The organism is Bacillus sp. FJAT-25509, from assembly GCF_001420605.1.
GTDB lineage: Bacteria > Bacillota > Bacilli > Bacillales > Bacillaceae_G > Gottfriedia.
This window is the reverse complement of sequence record NZ_LJIZ01000003.1, coordinates 604,278-628,587: the sequence shown is the minus strand read 5'-3', so window position 1 is coordinate 628,587 and position 24,310 is coordinate 604,278. Positions and strand designations below refer to the sequence as shown.

General features: G+C 32.3%; 27 protein-coding genes and 2 riboswitches. Of the genes, 24 read left to right on the top strand and 3 right to left on the bottom strand.

The features are described 5' to 3' along the window. The first annotated feature begins 66 nt into the window (after nucleotides 1-66). From AN960_RS03405 to AN960_RS03355, 11 genes are all read left to right on the top strand, one after another. The gene (locus tag AN960_RS03405) at nucleotides 67-462 is read left to right on the top strand and encodes a hypothetical protein (protein ID WP_056466844.1); all 396 of its coding nucleotides are present in this window, start codon (nucleotides 67-69) and stop codon (nucleotides 460-462) included. 18 nt (nucleotides 463-480) lie between these two features. Continuing rightward, nucleotides 481-975 carry a DUF3907 family protein gene (locus tag AN960_RS03400; protein WP_056466841.1) on the top strand — a complete coding sequence of 165 codons (495 nt, stop codon included), beginning with the start codon at nucleotides 481-483 and terminating at the stop codon, nucleotides 973-975. Between the two features lie 166 nt (nucleotides 976-1,141). Next, complete coding sequence (locus tag AN960_RS03395; protein ID WP_056466838.1) at nucleotides 1,142-2,128, top strand: aromatic acid exporter family protein; 987 nt, start codon at nucleotides 1,142-1,144, stop codon at nucleotides 2,126-2,128. Between the two features lie 151 nt (nucleotides 2,129-2,279). Beyond that, the gene (locus AN960_RS03390; protein ID WP_056466835.1) at nucleotides 2,280-3,203 is read left to right on the top strand and encodes a superoxide dismutase; all 924 of its coding nucleotides are present in this window, start codon (nucleotides 2,280-2,282) and stop codon (nucleotides 3,201-3,203) included. Nucleotides 3,204-3,349: 146 nt separating this feature from the next. Continuing rightward, nucleotides 3,350-4,495 carry a serine hydrolase gene (locus tag AN960_RS03385; protein WP_390311474.1) on the top strand — a complete coding sequence of 382 codons (1,146 nt, stop codon included), beginning with the start codon at nucleotides 3,350-3,352 and terminating at the stop codon, nucleotides 4,493-4,495. Further along, nucleotides 4,488-5,081, top strand: a complete 594-nt coding sequence (locus tag AN960_RS03380) for a nucleoside recognition domain-containing protein (protein WP_056466830.1) — start codon at nucleotides 4,488-4,490, stop codon at nucleotides 5,079-5,081. Before AN960_RS03385 ends, AN960_RS03380 begins: the two co-directional genes overlap by 8 nt. Then, nucleotides 5,082-5,612 (top strand): spore maturation protein, encoded by a 531-nt coding sequence (locus tag AN960_RS03375; RefSeq protein WP_056466828.1) that lies wholly within the window; start codon nucleotides 5,082-5,084, stop codon nucleotides 5,610-5,612. A 198-nt stretch (nucleotides 5,613-5,810) separates the two neighbouring features. Continuing rightward, nucleotides 5,811-6,731: a PLP-dependent cysteine synthase family protein gene (locus tag AN960_RS03370; RefSeq protein WP_056466825.1), complete on the top strand. Its 921-nt coding sequence runs from the start codon at nucleotides 5,811-5,813 to the stop codon at nucleotides 6,729-6,731. A gap of 3 nt (nucleotides 6,732-6,734) precedes the next feature. Next, nucleotides 6,735-7,889 (top strand): bifunctional cystathionine gamma-lyase/homocysteine desulfhydrase, encoded by a 1,155-nt coding sequence (locus tag AN960_RS03365; RefSeq protein ID WP_056466820.1) that lies wholly within the window; start codon nucleotides 6,735-6,737, stop codon nucleotides 7,887-7,889. Further along, nucleotides 7,890-8,531: a class I SAM-dependent DNA methyltransferase gene (locus AN960_RS03360; RefSeq protein ID WP_056466817.1), complete on the top strand. Its 642-nt coding sequence runs from the start codon at nucleotides 7,890-7,892 to the stop codon at nucleotides 8,529-8,531. 28 nt (nucleotides 8,532-8,559) lie between these two features. Then, nucleotides 8,560-9,033: an S-ribosylhomocysteine lyase gene (locus AN960_RS03355; RefSeq protein ID WP_056466815.1), complete on the top strand. Its 474-nt coding sequence runs from the start codon at nucleotides 8,560-8,562 to the stop codon at nucleotides 9,031-9,033. Between the two features lie 352 nt (nucleotides 9,034-9,385). Here the strand turns inward: AN960_RS03355 and AN960_RS03350 are convergent, their stop codons facing one another. Both AN960_RS03350 and AN960_RS03345 read right to left on the bottom strand, forming a co-directional pair. After that, complete coding sequence (locus AN960_RS03350) at nucleotides 9,386-9,658, bottom strand: hypothetical protein (RefSeq protein ID WP_056466812.1); 273 nt, start codon at nucleotides 9,656-9,658, stop codon at nucleotides 9,386-9,388. Between the two features lie 67 nt (nucleotides 9,659-9,725). Then, the gene (locus AN960_RS03345) at nucleotides 9,726-10,004 is read right to left on the bottom strand and encodes a hypothetical protein (RefSeq protein ID WP_056466809.1); all 279 of its coding nucleotides are present in this window, start codon (nucleotides 10,002-10,004) and stop codon (nucleotides 9,726-9,728) included. A 241-nt stretch (nucleotides 10,005-10,245) separates the two neighbouring features. On the opposite strand from AN960_RS03345, the gene rluB reads away from it, so the two are divergent. The 13 genes from rluB to AN960_RS03285 all read left to right on the top strand — a co-directional run bounded on the left by rluB (nucleotide 10,246) and on the right by AN960_RS03285 (nucleotide 23,650). Further along, nucleotides 10,246-10,974, top strand: coding sequence for a 23S rRNA pseudouridine(2605) synthase RluB (gene rluB / locus AN960_RS03340; protein ID WP_056466805.1), 729 nt, complete (start codon nucleotides 10,246-10,248; stop codon nucleotides 10,972-10,974). Between the two features lie 280 nt (nucleotides 10,975-11,254). Then, complete coding sequence (gene resA, locus AN960_RS03335) at nucleotides 11,255-11,782, top strand: thiol-disulfide oxidoreductase ResA (protein ID WP_056466802.1); 528 nt, start codon at nucleotides 11,255-11,257, stop codon at nucleotides 11,780-11,782. A gap of 28 nt (nucleotides 11,783-11,810) precedes the next feature. After that, nucleotides 11,811-13,427 (top strand): cytochrome c biogenesis protein ResB, encoded by a 1,617-nt coding sequence (gene resB / locus AN960_RS03330; RefSeq protein WP_056466799.1) that lies wholly within the window; start codon nucleotides 11,811-11,813, stop codon nucleotides 13,425-13,427. A 20-nt stretch (nucleotides 13,428-13,447) separates the two neighbouring features. Further along, a complete protein-coding gene (ccsB, locus tag AN960_RS03325) occupies nucleotides 13,448-14,614 on the top strand; it encodes a c-type cytochrome biogenesis protein CcsB (protein ID WP_056466796.1) in 1,167 nt (388 codons plus the stop codon). 237 nt (nucleotides 14,615-14,851) lie between these two features. Beyond that, nucleotides 14,852-15,571 carry a response regulator transcription factor gene (locus AN960_RS03320; protein ID WP_025672290.1) on the top strand — a complete coding sequence of 240 codons (720 nt, stop codon included), beginning with the start codon at nucleotides 14,852-14,854 and terminating at the stop codon, nucleotides 15,569-15,571. Next, entirely contained in the window at nucleotides 15,571-17,355 is a 1,785-nt protein-coding gene (locus tag AN960_RS03315; protein WP_056466793.1) for an ATP-binding protein, read from the top strand. The genes AN960_RS03320 and AN960_RS03315 overlap by 1 nt, the downstream gene beginning before the upstream one ends. A gap of 147 nt (nucleotides 17,356-17,502) precedes the next feature. Beyond that, a riboswitch (cobalamin riboswitch) is annotated at nucleotides 17,503-17,674 on the top strand. 124 nt (nucleotides 17,675-17,798) lie between these two features. After that, nucleotides 17,799-18,758, top strand: coding sequence for an ABC transporter substrate-binding protein (locus tag AN960_RS03310; RefSeq protein WP_056466790.1), 960 nt, complete (start codon nucleotides 17,799-17,801; stop codon nucleotides 18,756-18,758). Continuing rightward, entirely contained in the window at nucleotides 18,724-19,776 is a 1,053-nt protein-coding gene (locus AN960_RS03305) for a FecCD family ABC transporter permease (RefSeq protein ID WP_056466786.1), read from the top strand. The genes AN960_RS03310 and AN960_RS03305 overlap by 35 nt, the downstream gene beginning before the upstream one ends. Next, nucleotides 19,773-20,558 (top strand): ABC transporter ATP-binding protein, encoded by a 786-nt coding sequence (locus tag AN960_RS03300; RefSeq protein WP_056466783.1) that lies wholly within the window; start codon nucleotides 19,773-19,775, stop codon nucleotides 20,556-20,558. Before AN960_RS03305 ends, AN960_RS03300 begins: the two co-directional genes overlap by 4 nt. Nucleotides 20,559-20,587: 29 nt before the next feature. Beyond that, nucleotides 20,588-21,157 carry a cob(I)yrinic acid a,c-diamide adenosyltransferase gene (locus AN960_RS03295; protein ID WP_056466779.1) on the top strand — a complete coding sequence of 190 codons (570 nt, stop codon included), beginning with the start codon at nucleotides 20,588-20,590 and terminating at the stop codon, nucleotides 21,155-21,157. A gap of 295 nt (nucleotides 21,158-21,452) precedes the next feature. Further along, nucleotides 21,453-21,599 (top strand): hypothetical protein, encoded by a 147-nt coding sequence (locus AN960_RS24320; RefSeq protein WP_156339602.1) that lies wholly within the window; start codon nucleotides 21,453-21,455, stop codon nucleotides 21,597-21,599. Between the two features lie 145 nt (nucleotides 21,600-21,744). After that, nucleotides 21,745-22,653, top strand: coding sequence for a phosphotransferase (locus AN960_RS03290; protein ID WP_056466776.1), 909 nt, complete (start codon nucleotides 21,745-21,747; stop codon nucleotides 22,651-22,653). A 73-nt stretch (nucleotides 22,654-22,726) separates the two neighbouring features. After that, a riboswitch (FMN riboswitch) is annotated at nucleotides 22,727-22,863 on the top strand. 217 nt (nucleotides 22,864-23,080) lie between these two features. Continuing rightward, the gene (locus AN960_RS03285; RefSeq protein WP_056466771.1) at nucleotides 23,081-23,650 is read left to right on the top strand and encodes an ECF transporter S component; all 570 of its coding nucleotides are present in this window, start codon (nucleotides 23,081-23,083) and stop codon (nucleotides 23,648-23,650) included. A 113-nt stretch (nucleotides 23,651-23,763) separates the two neighbouring features. Here AN960_RS03285 and AN960_RS03280 read toward each other — a convergent pair whose 3' ends face one another. Next, nucleotides 23,764-24,306 (bottom strand): YpiB family protein, encoded by a 543-nt coding sequence (locus AN960_RS03280; protein ID WP_056466767.1) that lies wholly within the window; start codon nucleotides 24,304-24,306, stop codon nucleotides 23,764-23,766. Nucleotides 24,307-24,310 lie beyond the last annotated feature (4 nt).

The following is a 24,310-nucleotide window of genomic DNA, read 5'->3' as shown; positions in this document are numbered from 1 at the left end:
AATTCTGCAAATCTTTATGTATCCTATGTTAAACTAATACTATGGAAATCTTGGAGGGTGAAAGAATTGTTAATTTATAATTGTCATGGGTATGAATTAGTAAAGGCTCAATCAAATACTTCAGAAGACTTTTTTAATCGTTCCGAAGTTGAATATGAATATAATGGTCAAAAAATTGTAACTTCTGTCTTATATGTTCGCTTTTTTGAAGAACAACTTTCCGAACTAAGTGATTTAAAAACAACTAGATTATATGAAAATGGTGATCAATCAGTCGATTTTCGTGATTTAGTGGCACTTGCGCTAATTATTAAAAATCCTGATTATCGTGGAAGAAAGCGAATATATATTAATGAAATAGATCAATTTGTAAAAGAGCTACAAGGTGTTGATTTTGATAAATTGGTTGGATATGCGAGAAGTATTAAGCAAAATTCAAATAAAATAGAAATATCGATCTAATTTAACGGAGGGAAAAAAATGTCGAATAAGATGGTAGAGCATCAATTAAAAATTGTAGGTAATCAATTAGGGATTGTTGGTCTAGAGTGTAATTTGTTTTTAAATAGGAATTCTTTACCGTCATTTCAACATGAAAATCAATCAGTGGATACTAACTACTTAGAAAAAATACTCTCTTCATTACGTAGAATTACAGTATATTGTGAGGATGCTAAAGAAGTTTGTGAGAAAATTTTAAGTGGACAGTTCCATAAAGCAACAGCTGAAGATACTTTACATAAAATTTATCACAGATGTATCGCTGAATTCTTCTCTCCTAAAAACGATGCATGGTATGAAAATAGTCGTGCAGCATACACAGGTAATCAAGCAATTACATTTTATAAAGCTGTACCTGGTACTCTTCAAGACCTATTTTCGTCTTTAGAAAAAGTTTTTCAACAAATGCGAGAAGAACTTGAGTATTATGAAACAGATTATTCAACAAAACTGATGCAACAATACAAACAGTAATTAGAAAATAGTTAAATGTAAATAATATCGTTAAGAGAAAAAGACTAGAAATTTTCTAGTCTTTTCATTTTGTATAAAACTCAAAAAAATGGATATATCTAGTAATTTTTATCTAAGATACGTTACAATACTATAGAAATTTCTTTGTAAGAGAAGAGGACTTAAAATGAAACAAATGTATTCAATTGGACAAAGGACAATCAAAACAGCAATCGGAAGTGGTATATCTCTATTAATCGCAGAAGCTCTACATTTACAAAATTACAGTACTGCTGCTGTCGTCACGCTATTAAGTATTCAAAATACAAAACGCAGATCATTTATTGTTGCAATTCAAAGATTTGTTGCATCAGTTATTGCAATGTTAATTGGATGGATGATGTTTGAATTTTTAAGCTATACCCCATTAACAGTTGTCATTTATTTTCTTTTAACTATACCCTTATTAGTCACATTGAAGTTACAAGAAGGAATCATACCAAGCTCAGTGATCGTTTTGCAAATTTATGTGAGTAACAATAAATCAATATCTTTCTTAATTAATCAAGTTGAAATTTTAGCAGTTGGGATCTTAATTGCTTTAATAATGAATACATATATGCCAAGTATTGAGAAGAAGATGATTGAATCTCAAAAGAAAATCGAGCAAAATTTTAAAATGTTACTTCTAGGAATTGCTTTAAAAATGAAGGGTAAGGATGAAGATTCACAAAATGAATTAATTTATGAAACAAAAAACCTTTTACAAACGGCGAAATCATTAGCTTACAGGCAAGTTGAAAATAGTTTTGTAAAATCAAACTTATATTATATTAATTATTTTGAAATGAGAGAACGTCAATTCGAAATCATATCGAATCAAATCATCCCATTATTAAAAAAGGTTGCGTTAAATTATCCGCATTCAAAAATTATCGCAGAATTTTTTGAGGACACAGGTGTTTATTTAAAAGAAAAATCTACAGGGATTGAATTATTAGGGGAATTTAGTCATATGATGAATGATTTTAGAAAGATGCCATTACCTGAATCAAGAGATGAGTTTGAGACTAGAGCTAGTTTAATGATGATTGTTTATGAATTGGAAAAAGTGATCTCATTAAAAATGGAGTTTTACTCAGAAAATCAGACCGTTTTAGAAAAACTTAACTAATCATTTTATATAAGAGGATGCGGAATTAACATCTTAAATACGTTAATTCCATTAATCGCGTGAATCGCATGAATACCGGTAATAGCTATAAATTTAATATCATACAATGGAAAGTAGAAGAGAAATTTATTTTCTCTGATGGAGGTGTATGATGTTAAATCAATCTGAACTCGTCACTTACTTTCAGGAGGTAGAAATCTGGTGTGCGAATGTATTACAGTTGCTGTCTGAAAGATTTGACCATATTCAAGAAAAAGAACTATTAGAATATAAAGTTAAACTATTGTTAAACAGAATGGGGACAAAAGGTCATTATGTAGATCAAAATTCCTTTTTAGATGAAATTAGTATGGATGTGGATGATATCCAAGAACGATTAATTTCAATTTTAAATGAAGAGGAATATGATGATAGCTATGCGTATCGGGTAATAGAAGTCGAAGAGAGAGTGGGGATTGGTAAGCACGAGCTCCCGCCTTTACCATACCCATATAATGCACTCGAGCCATATATATCAAAAGAAATTATGATGCTACATCATGATAAGCACCATAAAAGTTATGTAGATGGTTTAAATAAAGCTGAGATTGAATTAGAAAAGGCAAGAAAGAATAAGGCATACGATTTATTAAAGCATTGGGAAAGAGAGCTTGCATTTCATGGGTCTGGTCATTATTTGCATACGATATTTTGGAATAATTTAAGTAAATCAGGTGGAGGGCAACCTCATGGGGCTTTTTTAAAACAAATTGAAGATGACTTCGGAAGTTATGAAGCCTTTAAAGAGCATTTTACACAGGCTGCTAAAAAAGTGGAAGGTGTCGGTTGGGCGATTTTAGTTTGGGTTCCAAGAGCGAATCGGTTGGAGATTCTTCAAACTGAAAAACATCAATTCTTTACTCAATGGGATACAATTCCATTGCTAGTTTTGGACGTTTGGGAGCATGCTTATTATTTGCAGTATAAATTTGATAAAGACGCATACATTACAAATTTTTGGAACATTGTTAATTGGCCAGATGTAAATTATCGATATGATTATGCTAGTCAATTAAAATGGCAACCATTTTATTAATAAGCGTAAAATAGTAGGTGCTGGAATTGCTCAGGTTGTATATCTGAACAAGTTCAGCACTTTTTTCTTAAAAAAAAAGTCATTTTTTTATAATGTAATTCGTAAACTTGTACTAATTAGGACTAACTGTGGAGTTGATGCGAAAGATGAAAAAATGGCTAGTAATCGGAATCATTGGCTTATTTTTAATCGGAATTATTATTCCGACGAATAATGTTAAAGCATTTGGAGGAGTTAGTGCTAGAAATGCAGTTTTGATGGATCAAAAAACTGGACGAATCTTGTATGGTAAAGCAATGCATGACTCTGAAAGAATCGCCAGCATAACAAAAATAATGACTGCAATACTCGCTGTAGAGTCCGGTAAAATGCAAAACACGATAACAATTAGTTCAAGGGCAGTGCAAACAGAAGGATCATCCATTTATTTAAAACCAGGACAAAAAATTAAACTTGAAGATTTAGTTTATGGTTTAATGCTTAGGTCTGGGAATGATGCGGCTAATGCAATTGCCGAGGCTGTAGGTGGTAGCATCGAAGGATTTGTTTATATGATGAACGAAAAAGCAAAAGAAATCGGAATGAGTAATACATATTTTAGCAATCCATCAGGACTTGATCAGCAAGGAAAAGAGCATTACTCATCTGCTTATGATATGGCGTTATTAACGAGATACGCTATGGAAAATCCTAAATATGCAAAAATTGCAGGTACAAAAGTACACCGTGCCCCAAATACGGCAGAATCTTGGGATTATGTTTGGAAGAATAAAAACAAATTGCTTACTTTCATGTACAAGTATAGTACTGGAGGTAAAACTGGATTTACTAAAAAAGCAAAAAGAACACTCGTATCAACTGCTTCAAAAAACGGAATGGATTTAATTGTCGTAACACTAAATGATGGGCAAGATTGGCAAGATCATATGTCACTATTCGAATATGGTTTCAGTAACTATCCTTTAACGAAAGTTTTAAGTAAAGGAGGAATTAAAGAAGTCACAGATAAAAAATATAAAGGACATGTTTATATGAAAAATGACTTCTCTTATCCTTTAGATAAAAAAGAGCGTGATCAAGTAAGAATCACGATTGAAATGCAAAAGCCGACCAAGAAAAAAATTGCTAATGATGCAATTGTTGGTAAAGCGATTATCGAACTAGAAGGTGAACAAATTGGATTTAGAAATATATTTTATAGCGATAGTAAGGTCAAAATATTTACAAAAGAAATAATCCAAAATGGGAAACAAGTTCTATTAAACTTAATGGGAGAGCACTCTGATGGTTAATATCATTTGGGTTGCTCTTACAATAATTGGTTTTGTTTTTGCAATGATTAATGGCACCATGGATGAAGTAAATAAAGCAGTATTTGACGGAGGAAAGCAAGCAATTACCATTATTATTGGACTAGTTAGTGTGCTTGTTTTTTGGTTAGGTTTAATGCGAATAGCAGAAGAATCTGGATTATTAAAAATTCTTTCGAAATTATTTCAACCATTCCTATCTTTCCTATTTCCGAGAATCCCTAAAGACCATCCGGCACTAGGTTATATTATGTCAAATATGGTCGCCAATTTATTCGGTTTAGGAAATGCCGCAACACCATTAGGTATAAAGGCGATGGAACAACTAAAAGTGTTAAATAGAAATAGTATTGAAGCAAGTGATGACATGATTACATTTTTAACTTTAAATACAAGTGCAATCACTTTAATTCCTACAACAGTGATCGGAGTTAGAATGTCTTATCATTCTGCAAATCCGACCGAAATAGTAGGTGTTACAATCCTTGCACAGATCGTTTCATTTATTGGGGGACTCGCGGTAAATAGTTTTTTTGCAAGTAGGCGAAATCGAAAGGGGAGAAAATAAATGGGATATATGAATACTATTTCACTTTATATTATTCCATTTATTATCGCTGTCATTTTAATACATGGAACTTGGAAAAAGGTGCCTACGTATGAATCTTTTGTTGAAGGTGGAAAAGAGGGTGTAACAATTGCAGTGCAATTAATTCCATTTTTAGTAGGGATGCTAGTATCGATCTCGATCTTTAGAGCGTCAGGTGCTCTAGAGTTTTGTGTAGAACTTATGCGTCCATTATTAAGTTCATTAGGTATTCCGGCAGAAGTTTTTCCGCTAGCAATTATTCGACCTATTTCTGGTTCGGCCGCTTTAGGGATTACTTCGGATTTAATTAAAACATATGGACCGGATTCATTTATCGGAAGGTTAGCTTCGACTATGCAAGGCAGTACAGATACAACGCTATATGTTTTAACGGTGTATTTTGGAGCGGTAGGAATTCGTAAAATGGGTGATGCATTAAAAGTAGGTTTAATTGCAGATGCAATCAGTATTATTTTCTCAATCATTTTTGTAACGATGTTCTTTTCTTAACCCAACGCATACGATTTGAAACAGTGAAAAAGTACTTTTATTTTAGGATAAAAGTACTTTTTTATTGCGCATTTAAAATTAATATCTTATAATACCAATAAGAATAGTTGGTATTAAGACAACATTCAATTTTACCCATGTTGCATATAATGGATTGGAAGAAACTAACCTTTTTGTGACATAAAGGAGCTTGAAATTATGAAAGTTGTAAAATCAGTACACGAGCTGATCGGATCAACACCATTGCTTGAAATTACAACATTCCCTTTACCAAAAGGAACAAGACTATTTGCAAAATTAGAATTCTGTAACCCAGGTGGAAGTGTAAAAGATCGACTTGGAATGGAATTATTAGAAAGTGCACTTAACGAAGGTAAATTAGAAAAAGGTGGTACAGTCATTGAACCAACCGCCGGAAATACAGGAATTGGTTTAGCACTAGCAGCTATAAAATATGGTGTAAATGTTCTATTTGTTGTTCCTGAAAAATTCAGTATTGAAAAACAAACATTGATGAAAGCACTTGGAGCAAAAATTGTGAACACACCTACAGAAGATGGAATGACAGGTGCAATTAAAAAAGCGAATGAGCTCTCAAAAGAAATACCGAATTCATTTGTACCATCACAATTTAGTAATGAAGCAAATCCAAGAACCTATTACAAAACATTAGGTCCTGAATTAGTTGACCAACTAGATGGAAAAATAGATGTATTTGTTGCTGGAGCTGGTAGTGGAGGAACATTTACTGGTACAGCCCAGTATTTAAAAGATAAATTACAAAATGTAAAAACAGTGATTGTTGAACCAGAAGGATCAATCTTAAATGGTGGAAAGCCAGGTTCACATGATACAGAAGGAATTGGAATGGAATTTATTCCTGCCTTTGTAGATACAAAATTATTTGATGCTATTCATACAGTACTTGATACAGACGCATTTCGTTTAGTCAAAGAACTAGCAACGAAAGAAGGACTTTTAGTAGGAAGTTCCTCAGGAGCTGTGTTATATGCAAGTTTATTAGAAGCAAATAAAGCAAAACCAGGGAGTACAATCGTAACGATTTTCCCAGATAGTAGTGAAAGATACTTAAGTAAAAACATATATAGTGAGGGATAAAATATGAAGAAAAAGACGGCGTTAATACACGGGGGAATTAGTAGAGATGAAACAACTGGTGCGGTTAGTGTTCCGATTTATCAAACTAGTACGTATAAACAAGATGCTGTTGGTAAACATAGAGGATTTGAATATTCCAGAACAGGCAATCCGACACGACATGCTCTTGAAGAGTTGATGAAAGATATTGAACACGGTGTTGCAGGATTTGCATTTGCATCAGGAATGGCAGCTATTCATACTGTGTTTAGTTTATTCAAGACTGGTGACCATATCGTAGTCGGTGATGATGTTTATGGTGGTACTTACCGATTACTTACAAGAGTGTTATCAAATTTAGGCATAACAGCTACATTTGTTGATACAAGTAATATTACTTTAGTTGAAAATGTTATTTCACCAAATACAAAAGCAATTTTTATTGAGTCACCTAGTAATCCATTATTAAAAATTACTGATATTAAAGCAATTGCAAAACTTGCAAATGAATATGACTTATTAACGATTGTTGATAATACTTTTGCTACTCCATACTGGCAACAACCACTTACACTAGGTGCTGATATCGTCGTTCATAGTGGAACTAAATACCTTGGAGGACATAGTGACGTAGTAGCTGGAGTTGTTGTAACGAATAAAGAAGAATTAGCTGAAGATTTAGCATTTTATCAAAACTCGATTGGTGGAGTTTTAGGGCCAAACGATAGCTGGTTATTACAACGTGGTATTAAAACACTTGGAATTAGAATGGAAGAACATGAAAGAAATACGCATGAAATTGTGACGTTCTTATCGAATCATCCAAATGTAAATAAAGTTTTCTATCCTGGATTATCGACACATCCAAACCATGAATTAGCAAAACAACAAAGCAGTGGATTTGGTGGCATGTTATCTTTTGAATTAAAAGAAGGTTTAGATCCAGAAGAATTCGTAGGTAAATTAAAGTGGTTTACATTAGCTGAAAGTTTAGGAGCGGTTGAAAGTCTTGTAGGGATTCCTTCAAAAATGACGCATGCTTCAATCCCAAGAGAAAAACGAATTGCATCCGGAATTTCTGATGAATTAATTCGATTATCGGTTGGTCTAGAAGATTTAGAAGATTTAATCGAAGACCTAGAACAAGCATTAATATTTCAAACATCAAAGGTGAGATAAATGGGTAGAGAGTTTTTAGACGTTTTTACTGGTTGGGCAGATAGTTACGATTCTTTTGTTCAAGGCCATGACCCAGAATATAAAGAAGCATTTCGACGTTATGATGAAATACTGAATGAAATTGTTAATAGAAGTGGAAATAGCGTTCTCGAATTTGGAATTGGTACAGGGAATTTAACAAAGTTACTTCTTGATAAAGGAAAAACTGTATTTCCAATCGAGCCATCTCCTGAGATGAGAATTATTGCCTCAAAGAAATTGGGCGAGAATATTACGATTCACGACGGAGATTTAATTGATTTTCCAAAACCACAGGCCGGGATCGATACAATTGTAAGTTCATACGTTTTTCATCATTTAACTGATCAAGAAAAATATGAAGCTATTAAAATATATAGCTCATTATTGAACACAAATGGGAAAATCGTATTTGCAGATACAATGTTTTTAACAGAAAACGAATATAAAAATGAAATTACAAAAGCTGAAAATGCAAATTATATCAATCTAAGAGATGATTTAATTAGAGAATATTATCCATTAATCCCAGTTGTTCGTTCACATTTTGAAAAAAATGGTTTTGATGTGAAATTCGAACAATATAATGATTTTGTATGGATCGTTGAAGCTACAAAAAAATAGAGAGAAGTAATTTAGGAGGAAATTAAATATGCCATCAGTTGAAAGTTTTGAATTAGATCACACAAAAGTTGTTGCTCCTTACGTTAGACATTGTGGGACTCATGCAGTTGGTACAGACGGAGTTGTTACAAAATATGATATTCGTTTTTGCCAACCAAATAAGCAAGCAATGAAACCAGATACAATTCACACTTTAGAACATTTACTAGCTTTGAACGTACGTGAAGCAGTACCTGCTGGTGACCCTTTTAAAATTATTGATTTATCACCAATGGGTTGCCAAACTGGATTTTATTTAATAATCGCTGGTACACCTTCAATTTCAGAAGTAATCACATTATTACGTAAAACAGCTGAACTTGGACAGCAAGTTGAAGAAGTACCTGCTGCAAATGAGCTTCAATGCGGCCAAGCAAAACTTCATGACCTTGAAGGCGCAAAAAAATGGTTAAAATATTGGAGCGAGCAAACTGACGAAACGTTAGAAAGCGTATTTGCTTAATATAAAAAAACGTCATCTTAATAGATGACGTTTTTTTATATTAGACTGTTGGAAAAAAGAAAATGGGGAGGTGCAAATAAATAAGGCAAAACTACAATTAAAATTAAGTAAACTGCAAATAAGACCACGAATCATTCATAAATTTGAGCGAAACCCAAAAGAATCTCGAGGACTAAACGTAAAATGGATTGAGAAATGAACAAATAAATCTCGGCCATAAGGAAAGTGGACATCCCGTTTTGGAAATAAGGCTCATGCAGCCACCTTAATTGGCAAAATCGTTTTCAACAGAATGAAAAAAACGTCATCCTAATTTTGATGGCGTTTTAAAGCAACAAAAATAAAAAATAGCTTAATTGATCACAAGAAGTAATTTCTCTTTTGGAACGGTGAATTTAATTTCTCCAATATTTTCTTCAATATCTTCAATTGTTGGAATATCATCAAAGCTTTGAATTGAAATGGCATCATCTAAGCATAATAAAATATATGGGTAATTAGTTTCTGTAGAGTCATAGATTAATTTGTATGCTTTTGAAGGTTTATCGGAAGTGAAAAATACATCGCCTAATTTAAACGAACCAACTGAATTATATTTTACTGCTGGATTAAAAGAATAATTCATATAGTAAGCTCCTTTTTCATTTTACTTATTATATTATTGACGGGTTCCTAATAGATTAAACAGCAAACTAGTAATTAGCTTGAATTGTAATAGATATTTTGTTTTTCTGAGTTACCATGGTCACTTCACCAATCCAATCTTCAATATCTCCAAGGGTTGGCATAATATCATAATTTTGGACTAGTCTTGCATCGGTTAATGAGACAAGTACATATGGGAAATCGTCTTCATTTTCCTCATAAACAAGCATATAGATTGTTTCATTCTTTTTAGTAATAAGTACACTACCTGGCGTAATAATTTTAGAACGGTCAAATGCTGAGGAGTGTTTTAAAGTTAAATTCATATCTATTACCTCATTTCTGCAAATCTAGTAAATTATATGATAGATTTTTAAAAATATGATATTGAGAGAAGGATAAAGGGACAATGGATTAAGAGGAAGAATGACGATCGTGCACGACTTAAAAATGGAATTAAGGTTTAGATTGGGTGTTTAACTCACTTTATTCATAAAAAACCTTGTAGCTGCTACTTGTTTTCAATTGTATAAATCTGTATGATGGTTGAAGAGGTGAAATGATCGAATGGAAAGATTACAGAAAGTTATTGCTAGAGCGGGAATTGCTTCTCGTCGTAAAGCAGAAGAGTTAATTAAAGAAGGAAAAGTGAAAGTAAATGGTCAGGTTGTTACTGAGTTAGGTGTTAAAGTAAGTGGTAACGATCGTGTTGAAGTGGAAGAGATTCCGATTGATAAAGAAGAACCAGTATACTTCCTTTTATATAAACCATCAGGTGTAATTTCAAGTGTTTCAGATGATAAAGGTAGAAAGGTTGTAACAGACTTTTTCCCAATGATTAAACAACGCATTTATCCAATTGGTAGATTGGATTTTGATACATCGGGTATCATTCTATTAACTAATGATGGCGAATTTTCAAATATACTTCAACATCCAAAATATGAAATAGATAAAGAATATATCGCAAAAGTAAAAGGGATTCCAACTAAAGAGCAGTTACGTAAATTAGAAAGAGGAATTGTGCTTGAGGATGGAAAAACGGCTCCAGCTCAAGTTAAAATGATTTCACTTGATAAAAGCAAAAATACTGCAATTGTAAGACTGATCATTCATGAAGGTAGAAACCGTCAAGTCAAGAGGATGCTTGAGGCGATTGGTACTCCAGTTGTGAAGTTAAAACGTGAACGATATGCGTTTTTAGATTTGAGTGGATTAACTCCTGGTGATGCAAGAGAACTATCACCTCATGAAGTGAAAAAACTAAGAGCAATGGCTACAGCAAAGCCACGCTAATGATAAATCAGACTGATGATCACTGCTTTTTTACTTAGTTACTTAACCTAAATTCAGTACTTATTTATAATCCGGTTAACATTTTTAGAAAATATGTTTTAATTCAGTCTGATATCTTATTTTTTCACTACGACTCGGTAAATACCGAGTTTTTTCTTTGCTTTAAACATTTAATATTTCGGGATAAAAGATTGAAAATTTAGTCTTTTTTGAAACGTATCAAATTTCTATTCAAGAATAGGAAATAATGATATTCTATCATATGGGAGGAACTGCATATATGAAGAAAAATAGAACGTTAATTCGAACAATTATCCTATTAGTTTTGGTTTGTGCAATTGGTTATACTTTTTACATAAATTTCTTTAAGAAAGATGAAGTTATTACTAAAGGAAGTAAAGCGCCAAACTTTGCTATGACGGAGCTAAATACTGGTAAAAAGTATACTCTTTCAGGTGAAAAAGGAAAAGGCGTGATTGTTAACTTTTGGGGTACTTGGTGTGAACCATGTAAGCGAGAAATGCCATTTATGAATGAAATCTATTCGAAATATAAAGGAAAAGGAATTGAGTTACTTGCAATGAATGCAGATGAATCGAAATTTTCAGTACAAAGATTTGTAAGCGATTATAAACTTAAATTTCCAGTCGGAATAGATAAAGATCAAGAGGTTTTAAATACGTATGGTGTTAACCCTTTACCAACTACGTTTTTTGTAAGTCCGGATGGAACAATAAAGAGAATCGTAACTGGTCAAATGACACCAGATTCTTTTGAAAGTTATATTAAAGAAATATTACCAAAATGATGAGTGTACATTAGTAAGGGGAAATAAAATGGAGACTTTTAAATGTGAATGTGGTCATCTTAATCATGTAGGTACTGAAATATGTGAGTCATGCGGTAAACCTCAAGATGAAAAAGCAACAGAAATACTTGATATGCGATATGAAGGGACTGCTAGAAGATCAATCGTTAATAATCAAACTTATATAGATAAAATATGGACGTTTTTTTCATCTGTAAAGGTAGCAGTTGTAATCATTCTAATTACGCTAGTAGCAGCAGCATTAGGTACTATTTTTCCGCAAAGAGATTTATTACCACCTACTGCGAATCCTGCAACGTATTATCAAGATGAATATGGAATCTTTGGTAAAATATACGATGCAATTGGTTTGGATAATACGTTTAACTCTTGGTGGTTCATGTTACTTGTTGCATCGATTGGGATCTCACTAGTAATTTGTAGTTTAGATCGAATTTTACCACTCTATAAAGCTCTAAACAAACAAACTGTTACTAGACATCCAAACTTTTTAAAAAGACAAAAAATGTTCGGAATTAGTAGAGTTGATCATATTCCAGACGAAATAGAAAAAGCTAAAGTTAATTTGCGTAAAAGAGGTTATAAGATTCGTGAAGAAAACGGCAATATCTTAGCAGAAAAAGGTCGTTTCTCTCGTTGGGGTCCATATGTAAACCATATAGGGTTAATTATCTTCCTTATTGGGGTAATGATGAGATATGTACCTGGAATGTATATGGATAAAGCTCTTTGGGTTCAAGAAGGCGAATTAAAACCTGTCGTTGGTACAAACCAAAACTATTATATTAAATTAAATGATTTCCATATGGAAACATATGATAAAGATAAAGAGGGTAAAGTTTATAAAAAAGCGATTGAGCGCTTTGGAAATGATAAAATACCTAAAAACTATCAAGCCGATGTGACGTTGTATAAACGCGAAGGAAATTTAATTCCAGGAGAAGATCCAAAACTTAAAAAAGTAAAAGATTATAGTATTAAAGTTAATGAACCTTTAAAGTTCCAAAACTTCGCTCTATATCAAGTAGATTATCGAATTGGTGAATTTAGTGCATTCTTATTTACATTACAAAATAAACAAACAGGTGAAAAATTAGGGCCAATCACAGTAGATTTACAAAATCCTAAAGAAGTATATGACTTAAAAAATGGATATAAAGTAGAACTTAAAAATTATTTTCCAGATTTCTATTTTAACTCTGATGGTCAGCCTGATACAAAAACAAGAAAACCAAACAATCCAGCGTTTGTATTTAAAATGACTACACCAAAAACACCAAAAGGCGAAGTAGCATTTGTTGCAATTAAACAAAATATTGAACCAAATGGTGAAAACAAATATAAAATGTCATTTGCAGGGATTGAAACAAAAGATTCAACAGGTTTAACAGTACGTAAAGATTTAACTCTTTGGTTACTAGCACTTGGAGGAGCAATCTTTATGATCGGTGTAATTCAAGGTATGTATTGGTATCACCGACGCGTTTGGATACAGAATCAAGATGGGGAAGTTTGGGTTGCGGCATTTACAAATAAAAACTATTATGGTTTAAAGATGGAATTAAAGAAAGTGTTTGTAGACACAAAAATTGAATTGCCGATAGATCAACAAGCTAAAGAATAGTGTTTAACTAGGGGGAAAATATGTACGAGCTAAGTAGTAATTTTTTATTTATCGCGTTTATTTGTTATATAGTAGCTACTTTCTTTTTTGGCGGCTCGATGAAAACAAATGATAATGGTCCTAATAGATGGGGTACTATTGGTATTTCGATTACATTAATTGGATTCTTATCGCAAATTACTTATTTTATTTTAAGATGGATTGCTGCTGGACATGCACCTGTAAGTAATTTATTTGAATTTATTACATTCTTTGGAATGATGTTAATTTTTGCGTTTATCATGATTTATTTTATGTATCGCTTAAATATAATCGGATTATTCGCATTACCTTTATCAATAATCATCATTGCTTATGCATCAGTATTTCCACATGAAATCAAACCATTAGTTCCATCTTTAAAAAGCTATTGGTTACATATCCATGTAACAACAGCAGCTTTAGGGGAAGCTATTTTAGCGATTAGCTTTATTACAGGACTAATTTATTTAATTAAAAATATCGATCAAAAAGTATCAACAAAGAAAACATTTTGGCTAGAAGCAGTTTTATATTTCTTAGTAACTGTTGTTGGTTTCGTTATTATTTCTACAGCATTTAATGCATCTGGATACGAAGCAAAATATAATTGGATTAATAAAGATAAATTACAAGAAGAAATGGTCTATAATCTTCCATCAATTGTTGGTCCACATAAAGGTGAATTGACAACAAAAGATAAATTTGAAGCCCTTGCAGAAGTGCCAGCGATGGTTAATGCTAAAAAATTGAACACTGTAATTTGGTCAGTTTTTGCTGGCGCAGCATTATATGCAATCATTCGTTTAATTATCAGAAAACGAATTGGTGCATTTTTACAACCATTTGTACAAAAAGTCGATAGTGAATTATTAGACGAAATCGGATACCGTGCTGTAGCAATTGGTTTTCCAGTATTTACACTTGGTGGATTAATCTTTGCTATGATTTGGGCTCAAATTGCTTGGACAAAGTTCTGGAGCTGGGATCCAAAGGAAGATTGGGCATTAATAACATGGTTATTCTATGCAGTGTTTTTACATCTTCGTTTCAAACGAAATTGGCAAGGTGAAAAATCTGCTTGGTTAGCCGTACTGGGATTTGCAATTATTATGTTTAACTTAATTGCAGTAAACTTAATCATTGCTGGTTTACACTCATATGCGTAATTAATAATCAGCCTTGTAAAGGAATAAACCTTCCTTTACAAGGCTTTTTTTTTCTAATTTTTATTTCGGTCCACATTTACTTAAATTTGGTTTCCTAGAAATCGCACTCTTGCTGCCTAGTTTTTTTTCACTATTTTATGGAAATAATAAATTCTAAGAATTATGTAAAAATGTTCACAAATTATACTAGAATATCCAATTTTTATTATGTAAAATTATGAAGAGGGGGTCGAAATTATGGATCAAAATATAAAAATATTAATAGCAGATGATGAAGATCGTATTAGACGATTATTAAAAATGTATTTGGAACGTGATGGATATAGTATTGACGAAGCTGAAAATGGTGAGGATGCTTTAAATTTAGCATTGAAGAATGAATATTCATTAATCGTACTAGATTTGATGATGCCTAAAATTGATGGAATTGAAGTTTGTAGGGAATTACGAAAAACAAAAACAACGCCTGTGATCATGTTAACGGCAAAAGGTGAAGAAACAAACCGAGTTCAAGGTTTTGAAGTAGGTACGGATGATTATATCGTTAAGCCATTTAGTCCGCGTGAAGTAGTACTACGTGTTAAAGCTCTATTAAGACGTTCTTCACCTGTACCAGTATTTACTTCAGATAATTCTTCAGCGAAGGATATCGTTGTGTTTCCGCATCTAACGATTGATAATGATGCTCATAAGGTAATTGTTGAAGGGGAAGAGATCAGTTTAACACCAAAAGAATACGAATTACTGTTGTTTTTAGCTAAGGCACCTGACAAAGTATTTGATCGTGAAACATTATTAAAATCAGTTTGGCAATATGATTTTTTCGGAGATTTACGTACCGTAGACACACATGTAAAACGACTGCGTGAAAAACTAAGTAAAAGCTCTGAGGATGCTGCGAAAATGATTGTAACCGTTTGGGGTGTAGGTTATAAATTTGAAGTAGGTCAGGAGTAATGATCGTAAGAAGTTTAGTTGGAAAGCTTTGGCTGACAATTATCTTACTAGTCTCTCTTGTATTATCATTTTTGACCTTTGTCTTAATAGGATTTTTTGAAAAATTTTACATTGACCTTCAAGTACAAAATATGAAAGATGATGCAACGAAAATTGCACAATTAATAGATAATGGTCAACCACTCTCAAATATTGAGTATTTATCAAATAATATTGTTAGTCGATATTCAAGAGTAATTATTTCTATTGACGGTAGGGAGCCATGGTATTCAAATAATACTTATGGAATACAGGATCTACCTTTTAAAGAAATAAAAAATGATGAAATCTTAAATAAAACGTTAACTGATAATAAAGAGGTCAGTAAAAGACTTGTTTATGGTGAAAATAGTGAGAGAGAAAAATTAGTAGTGGGTGTTCCATTACATACAAACTCAAACAATGGAGCTGTATTTATATACCAAACATTACAACCTGTAAAAGTGATGATTCATCAAACGACTAATTTTGTCTTGCTTGCGGCATCAATCGGAATCGTATTAACAACATTTTTCTCATTCTTTCTTTCTTCTAAAATTACAGCTCCTCTTAGAAAAATGAAAGAAGTTGTAAGTAGTATGACTTCAGGAAATTTTAATGTGAAAGTACCGATCCATTCAAGTGATGAAATTGGAGAGCTTGCGTATTCATTTAACAAGATGAGTAAACAATTAAATTTTAATATGAATGCATTAAAACAAGAGAAAGAGAAGGTTTCTAATATTATTACAAGTATGGTAGATGGGGTAATTTCGATTGATAAAGAAGGTCAAATCGTGACATCAAATCCACCAGCTGAACGCTTTTTGAAAATGCTTAATGATGATCAGTTAGAAGATCCCTCTTCTCTTGTTTTAACAAATGAGTTATTAGATTTATTTGTATTAGTAGTCGAAAGTGAGAAAAAGCAATTTATCGAATTACATTTTGATCAAGGCAATTGGCAAGTTTTAATGTCGCCCCTTTATAATCAAACAAATATAAGAGGCGTTGTAGCGGTGATTCGAGATGTTACAGAACAAAGACGTTTAGAAAAGATGCGAAAAGATTTTATAGCGCATGTTTCTCATGAACTACGTACGCCTATTTCTTTATTACAAGGTTATAGCGAAGCGATTGTTGATGGGGTAGCAGAATCCAAAGAAGAAATGCAGGAATTGTCACAAATCATTTATGATGAGTCTCTTAGAATGGGGCGTTTAGTAAATGATCTGTTAGATTTAGCAAGAATGGAGAACGGTTTTACCGAATTAAATAGAGAGTTCGTTCCTCTAGTACAATTTGTGGATCGAATTTTACGTAAGTTTAAAGGTCTAGCAAAGGATAAAAATATTAAGCTATTTGGTGAAATCGACAATGTTTCGCATTTGAATATCTACATAGATGAGGATCGAATGGAACAGGTTTTTACAAATTTAATTGATAATGCAATAAGACATACGAATGAAAATGGAAGAATAATTGTTTCAGTAAATCAAAATGAAAGATCAACTACATTTAATTTTATTGATTCAGGTGCAGGGATTTCAAAAGAAGACTTACCATTTGTATTTGAACGTTTTTATAAGGCAGATAAAGCTCGTACAAGAGGTAGAAGTGGAACAGGTTTAGGTTTATCAATCGTTAAAAATATTGTTACAGCACATGGTGGATCCATCCAGGTTTATAGTGAAGTAGGACAGGGAACGACATTTAAAGTTAAAATACCGCATAATTTACGAATGAACGAAAAAGATGTAGAGTAATCTTGTTTCATATAAAACATATTTCCCATATGTTTAGAGAAGAAATTTCTACAAAACACACAAAAAACAGATAAAATGTTAGTAAAATCATAAACATATAAATAAAATAATTGAATTCTTACCCAATTTATCTTACGATTGAATTAATGAAATATTGATGAGTTTAGTGCAAGTATTGCTTAAAAGGGAATCTGGTATAATCCAGAACTGTCCCCGCAACTGTAATGTGGACGAAACGAATAGCCACTGTTCGAAAGAATGGGAAGGTCGGAGTAGGTTGAAACAAAGTCAGTAGACCTGCTAAATTCATCCTTGTTCAATTCTTCGGGGAGTAAGGATTTGAAGCAGCAGTTGCAAGACTTCTTGTATTTTTATGTTGTTTCAGCCCCGTTCAAAATGAATGGGGTTTTTTTTATGTATTTCAATTATTTAGGAGGATTTAAATGAAAAAGTTTTTATCAAGTTTTATCATTATGTTATTGTGTTTAGGATTATTTGGTTGTAATAATGATACGACACAAAAAAAATCGAATGTAAGTAAAACAGAACAAGCAACTTTTCCAATGACTGTTAAAGATGCAACGAACAAAGAAATTAGCTTTAAAGAGGCACCTAAAAGAATCGTATCACTTATTCCAAGTAATACTGAAATCTTATTTTCTATTGGTGATGGCAAGGATGTAGTAGGGGTAACAGATTTTGACAATTATCCAAAAGAAGTAAAATCAATTGATAAAGTTGGCGGAAATAATGCCGATATGACATATAATGTTGAAAAAATTATTTCATTGAAACCTGATTTAGTTTTAGCTCATGAATCAAGTTTAGGAATTTCTGCTGACGGTTTAGAACAGATAAAACAAGCTGGGATTAATGTTTTTGTCGTAAAAAATGCTGCAACTATTAATGATGTGTATGATACAATTCAACAAGTTGGAGAAATAACTGGAAAAACCGAGCAATCGAAAAAAGTTGTAACTGGTATGAAAACAAAATTAGATGAAATTAGCAAAAAAACAGCTAAAGCAACTACAAATCCAAAGGTATGGCTTGAAATTTCTGGTCCGCCAGAAATCTATACAGCAGGTAAAGGTACTTTCTTAGATGAAATGCTTTCGATTGTTCATGCTAAAAACGTAGCTGAAAGTGAAAAAGGTTGGGTAAAGTATAGTGAGGAATCAGCAATTAAAGCGAATCCTGATGTGATTTTAACAACTTATGGATATTATGTTCCAAATTTAGAAAAAACTGTAATGGCTAGGAAAAACTGGCAAACAGTAAACGCAATTAAAAATCACCGTGTATATGATGTTAATTCAGATACGACATCTAGACCTGGTCCAAGACTTGCAGAGGGAGTCGAAGCAATTGCAAAGGCGGTTTACCCAGAGCTTTATAAATAATACATATTTAATCTTTTTAATTCCAATTATCTTATTAATTTTTCTATTTATTTTAGGGGTTTCGATTGGGTCTACATCGATTCCCTTTTCTTCTATTATTTCTAGCTTTTCAGATGCTATATTTAAAACTGATTATGTTCCAGCTGATATTCAAACAATTGTCATGAATATACGAGTGCCAAGGGTTATGTTAGCTGGATTAGTCGGTGCGTGCCTTTCATTGGCAGGTGTTGCGTTTCAAGGAATACTTAAAAATCCTTTAGCTGATCCTTTTACATTAGGTGTTTCTTCAGGCGCCTCTGTAGGTGCAGTGTTTGTATTGTTTTTTCAAATAAGCTTACCTTTTGTTACTTATTTTACATTACCAGTAGTTAGTATCTTATTTGGATTTGGTACACTTATTTTATTATTACTCTTTGTTAGAAAACTGGATCGATCACTTAATGTAGAGACAATTATTTTAGGTGGAATTATCATAAGTTCATTTTGTTCTGCATTGTTGTCATTATTTATAACTTTTTCAAATAATGAATTACGTGCAGTAATTGGATGGTTAATGGGTAATATTGGTGGGAGAGGCATTCAGTACTCTCTAAGTTTATTACCGTTTTTAATCATTTCTTTCTTAATATTATTTAGTCAAAATAGGCAGTTAGATGCGATGACATTTGGGAGCACAAATGCAAAACATATCGGAATTGATGTAAAAAAATCTACTTATTTAATTTTGTTAACAGGAAGTATTTTATCTGGTGCAGCAGTAGCCGTTTCTGGAACAATTGGATTTGTAGGATTAGTTGTTCCGCATTATACTAGAATACTTGTAGGGCCATTACATAAAAAATTACTTCCTTTATCGATGATCAATGGAGCAATTTTTTTAATCGGGTCTGACATATTATCGAGAGTTGTTTTAGCCCCAAGAGAGTTACCAATAGGGGTAATTACTTCACTAATTGGTGCTCCAATATTTGCTTTTATATTACTATCTTTGAAAAGAAATAGGGGAAAAGTATGATCAAATGTCAAGATATCTCATATTCTTATGATGGAATTCATACTGATTTGGATGAACTGTCTTATTCTATTAATCAAGGAGAATGGCTAGGAATTATTGGTCCAAATGGAAGTGGCAAGTCAACGTTTTTAAATATTCTTTGTGGACTTTTTAAGCCGTCTAAAGGAAATGTAATGTTGGATGGAGAATTAGTTTCTAGTATGTCAAATAAACAAATAGCAAAAAAGATTGCTGTTTTATCACAACAAAATTCCTATACATATTCTTATGAGGTAAAAGAAACAGTTAAACTTGGACGACTTGCTCATTCGTCTTCCTTTTTTCCTAGCTGGTCCACAATCGATGAAACTGCGGTCAATAATGCAATGATGATGACTGGTACTAAGAAGATGGAAAAAAGTTTCATCAATGAAATTAGTGGTGGTGAGCGTCAAAGAGTCTTTCTTGCTCAATGCTTCGCTCAAGAAACACCATATATTTTTTTAGACGAACCAAGTAACCATTTAGATTTAATGCACACAATTAAAATTTTAGACGTTTTAAAGGAATTACAAAAACAAGAGAATAAAACAATTGTAACTGTTTTTCATGACCTAAATTTAGCAAGTCTTTACTGTGATCGATTAGTAGGATTAAAGGACGGAAAAATTTATATCGAAGGAAAAACAGACTCAGTATTAAATGAAAATTTATTAAAAGGTTTATATGACACATCTTTTCAAATTTTAGATAATCCCGAAACAAATAAGAAAGTCATTATTTATAAAAGTAATGTATTGTAAATTAAAATTGAAAAAAGGAGAGGTTTTTCATGAAAATTTATACAAAAACCGGGGATAAAGGTCAAACTAGCTTAGTAGGTAAACGAGTAGATAAAGATGATTTAAGGGTAGAATCTTACGGAACAATTGACGAAGTAAATACAATCGTTGGGTACGCAATGACATATTTAGATCAAGAGGATACGAGAGATATTTACAATGCACTTCAAAAGATCCAACATGAACTATTTGACTGTGGTGGAGATTTGGCAGTAGTAAAGGATAGCATCCCTTTTAAAACGACAGAGAAAATGGTTGAAGAGCTTGAAACATTAATCGATGAATATATGGAAGCAACTCCCCCATTACAGCGTTTTATTCTACCTGGTGGGTCAAAACCTGCTGCAATCATTCATCAAGCAAGAGCGGTAACGAGACGTGCAGAAAGAACGGTTGTAACATTAATGAAGCAAGAAAACATTCATCTTCCAGTATTTTTATATTTGAATCGATTATCTGATTATTTCTTTGCACTTGCAAGGGTAATCAACACACGTTTAAATATTAAGGATGTTGAATACGAACGAGGATCAATCGTATTTCGAACTGATAAAAAATAAATAAGAAAAGTAGCGGTTGAATAGTTAAATTTTTCTAATCAATCGCTATTTTTTTTGTATAAATAATTTTTTTCTATCATAGAATGATTGAGCGTATGTTTTAGTAAAACTACTTCTTGGCGTTTACACGATCCATTTGCTCAATACTTCTTAAGTAATATACATAAAAAAGAGTCAAGGATTTGCAATGATTTATGCGTCTCGTCTATTTTTTTTAATGAATTACCAGTTGTCAGTCTACGAGTTTTTTGGCTGATTAAACACTTTCCACAATTCTTTAGGTAGGAGGAAAATAATGCTTGATTTTCTTAGGAGATGTTTGTTGATTGTTGTTTTTGTTTTAACGATTGGTCTTTTATTTATCGGAGGGAATCGAGAGAAATTAAAGGATATAATATTAGATAAAAATTTTCATGAATTAAAAATTGTTTCAAATCCTTAGCCGTATATTTGGACTATTAGTTTAATAATTTGTGTCGAAAAGACCGACTGTTTTAAGAACTTCCATATTAAATGTAATTTACTTCTAAATTTGGTAAAGTACATTTATATGTGAAGTTCTATTTTTTGATTTTAAGGAGAAAGAAATGTCTAATATATGGGATCCAGCGATTGTAATGGAAGAGGGATTAGTAAAAGAAATAATGAATATACAATTCCCCGAAATAAATATAAACGTAATTAAAAAAATTGGTGAAGGATTTGACAATACTGTCTTTTGTTTAAATGATGACATTTTACTAAGATTTCCGCGAAGAGAAATAGCTGTAGCCATTTTAAACGTTGAAAGAAATTTACTCCCAATTATTTACAGTCATTTTGAATTAAAGACAACGGTACCAATACTTGATGGAAAGCCATCTGAATTATTTCCTTGGCCATTTTTAGGATATAATTTTATTGCGGGAAAGCCTCCAATTTATTTAAATAGAACTGAGAGAATTTTAATGATTGAACCAATCGCTAATTTCTTGAAAAATTTGCATTCAATAAAATTCGATGAATTAAAGGGGATTAAATTACCATTTGATGAGTTAAAAAGATTAGATATAAACTTCCGTAAACCTCAGGCTAAAAAATATATACAACAGGCAATACAGAAGAAACTCATTGAAGATGAACAGAAAATTAATCATTATATTGAAAGCTTAGTTGAAATTAAAAGTGAGACACCATTAGTTCTTGTTCATGGTGATTTACATTTTAAGAATATGATTGTGAATGAACAAAACCAACTTGAAGGAATTATTGATTGGGGTGATGCTCATATCGGCAATCGTGAATTAGATTTGTCTATAATTTATAGTCTAATTCCGAACGATATGAGAGATGCATTTTTTGAGATTTATGGTAATGTATCGGAAGCGTCAAAGAAATTAGCACAATTTAAAGCCGTTTTTACAACAGTGGTGCTGTTGTTATATGCGAACGATCAAAAGGATGATTCGTTAGTAAGTTTTTGTCAAGAAAACCTAAATAATGCTCTAAATGATTAGTGGGAGATTTTTATTTACAAACTGTATTTAATTTAGTAACATTAAACTGTAATTTAATATAATTTAATAAACGATCTATCTTCGGGGCGGGGCGAAATTCCCCACCGGCGGTAATTAAGCATTGCTTATAAGCCCGCGAGCCTGATTTTTTGGGCAGGATCTAGTGCGATTCTAGAGCCGACAGTATAGTCTGGATGGGAGAAGATGGAGGTTCGCAAGTTCAAAAAATTTAACTTTTTGAACGCTTATTTGGCGTGCTGAAAATTCTCCCCTATTTCAAAAAATAGGGGATTTTATTTTATTTGCATAATTTTATACTATTTTTCATTTATTAATTCGGACTTATGATAATATGTGCAAATAATAACGCTACTTAAGCGAACCTTTCATTTTTCTTGATATGATCGGGAAAAAGGAGAGAGGTATTATGCAACAACGCAACAAAGTAAATAAAATGGTAGTAGTAGCTATGCTTAGCAGTATTTCTTATGTACTGATGATGCTGTACTTTCCACTACCTGCATTTCCAGTATGGCTTACAGTTGATTTTAGTGACGTTCCTGCGTTAATAGGAGCAATTGTTTTTGGTCCTGTAGCAGGAGTAGGAATAGAGTTAATAAAAAACATCCTTCATTATGTTATTAATGGTAGCATGACTGGCGTACCAATTGGAGAATTTGCTAATTTCAGTGCAGGAGTATTATATATTTTACCTGCGTCGTATTTCTTTAGAAAATATCGTTCAGTAAAAGGTTTAACTCTTGGATTAATCGTTGGTACAGTAGTGATGACTGGAATATTAAGTCTTTTAAATTATTTTGTGTTATTACCTGCATATGCACATTTCATGAATTTTAACCTGCCAAATGAAGTAATTGTTGCATCAATTATGCCATTTAATGCAATTAAAGGTCTATTAATCATGATCCTATTCTTAGTAATCTACCCTAAATTAAAGGTTTGGTTAACTCAAAGAATGAATGTCCATAACGTATAAATAAATGAAAGTGTCTACTAAATTTTGGTAGACACTTTTTTGTTTTTTTGAAAGGTGAAAAAACTGCACCGTAAAAAAGAGAACCATCTATCGAATGATAGATGGTTTATTTGTTAGTTTATCAGCTGAGAAGATAACAAAAGAAATTGTTGTTCATTCTTCTCATCTAGTGCTTTGTCAATTTGACGAAGAAGAAGTGCGTGTGAAGTTTGAGCGATAAGCGATGAAAGAAACGCATCAATTTCTGCTTGCACTTCTTCGTTTGGTTCAATAGAAGTCGTCGAAAACGGATTTGAATCTAAAATCAAAGCGTACTCGATCGGCATCGCATCAAATAACAACTCAAGATAAAACGCTGTTTTCTTTCCGTGTAATCGAAGTTTATGGTAAATCGATTCTAGTGACATTTCGACCTTCTTATTAAATTCGTAATACGAAACCTGAAGGTACGAGTAGTTAGAGTAGTTATCATTTCGAAAATTAATTACAATGCCATTTGGTGTACTCTTTGCATCATCTACAAACGAGATGTTTGTTAGTACTTCATCAACAGCAAGGAGATATTGTAGAATCAATTCGATGTCTTTTTTTACCTGATTTTTCTCTAAGAACTTGTTTAAAAATGTTTTTTTCTCAGTAATTGTCATCTGTTCCATGCTG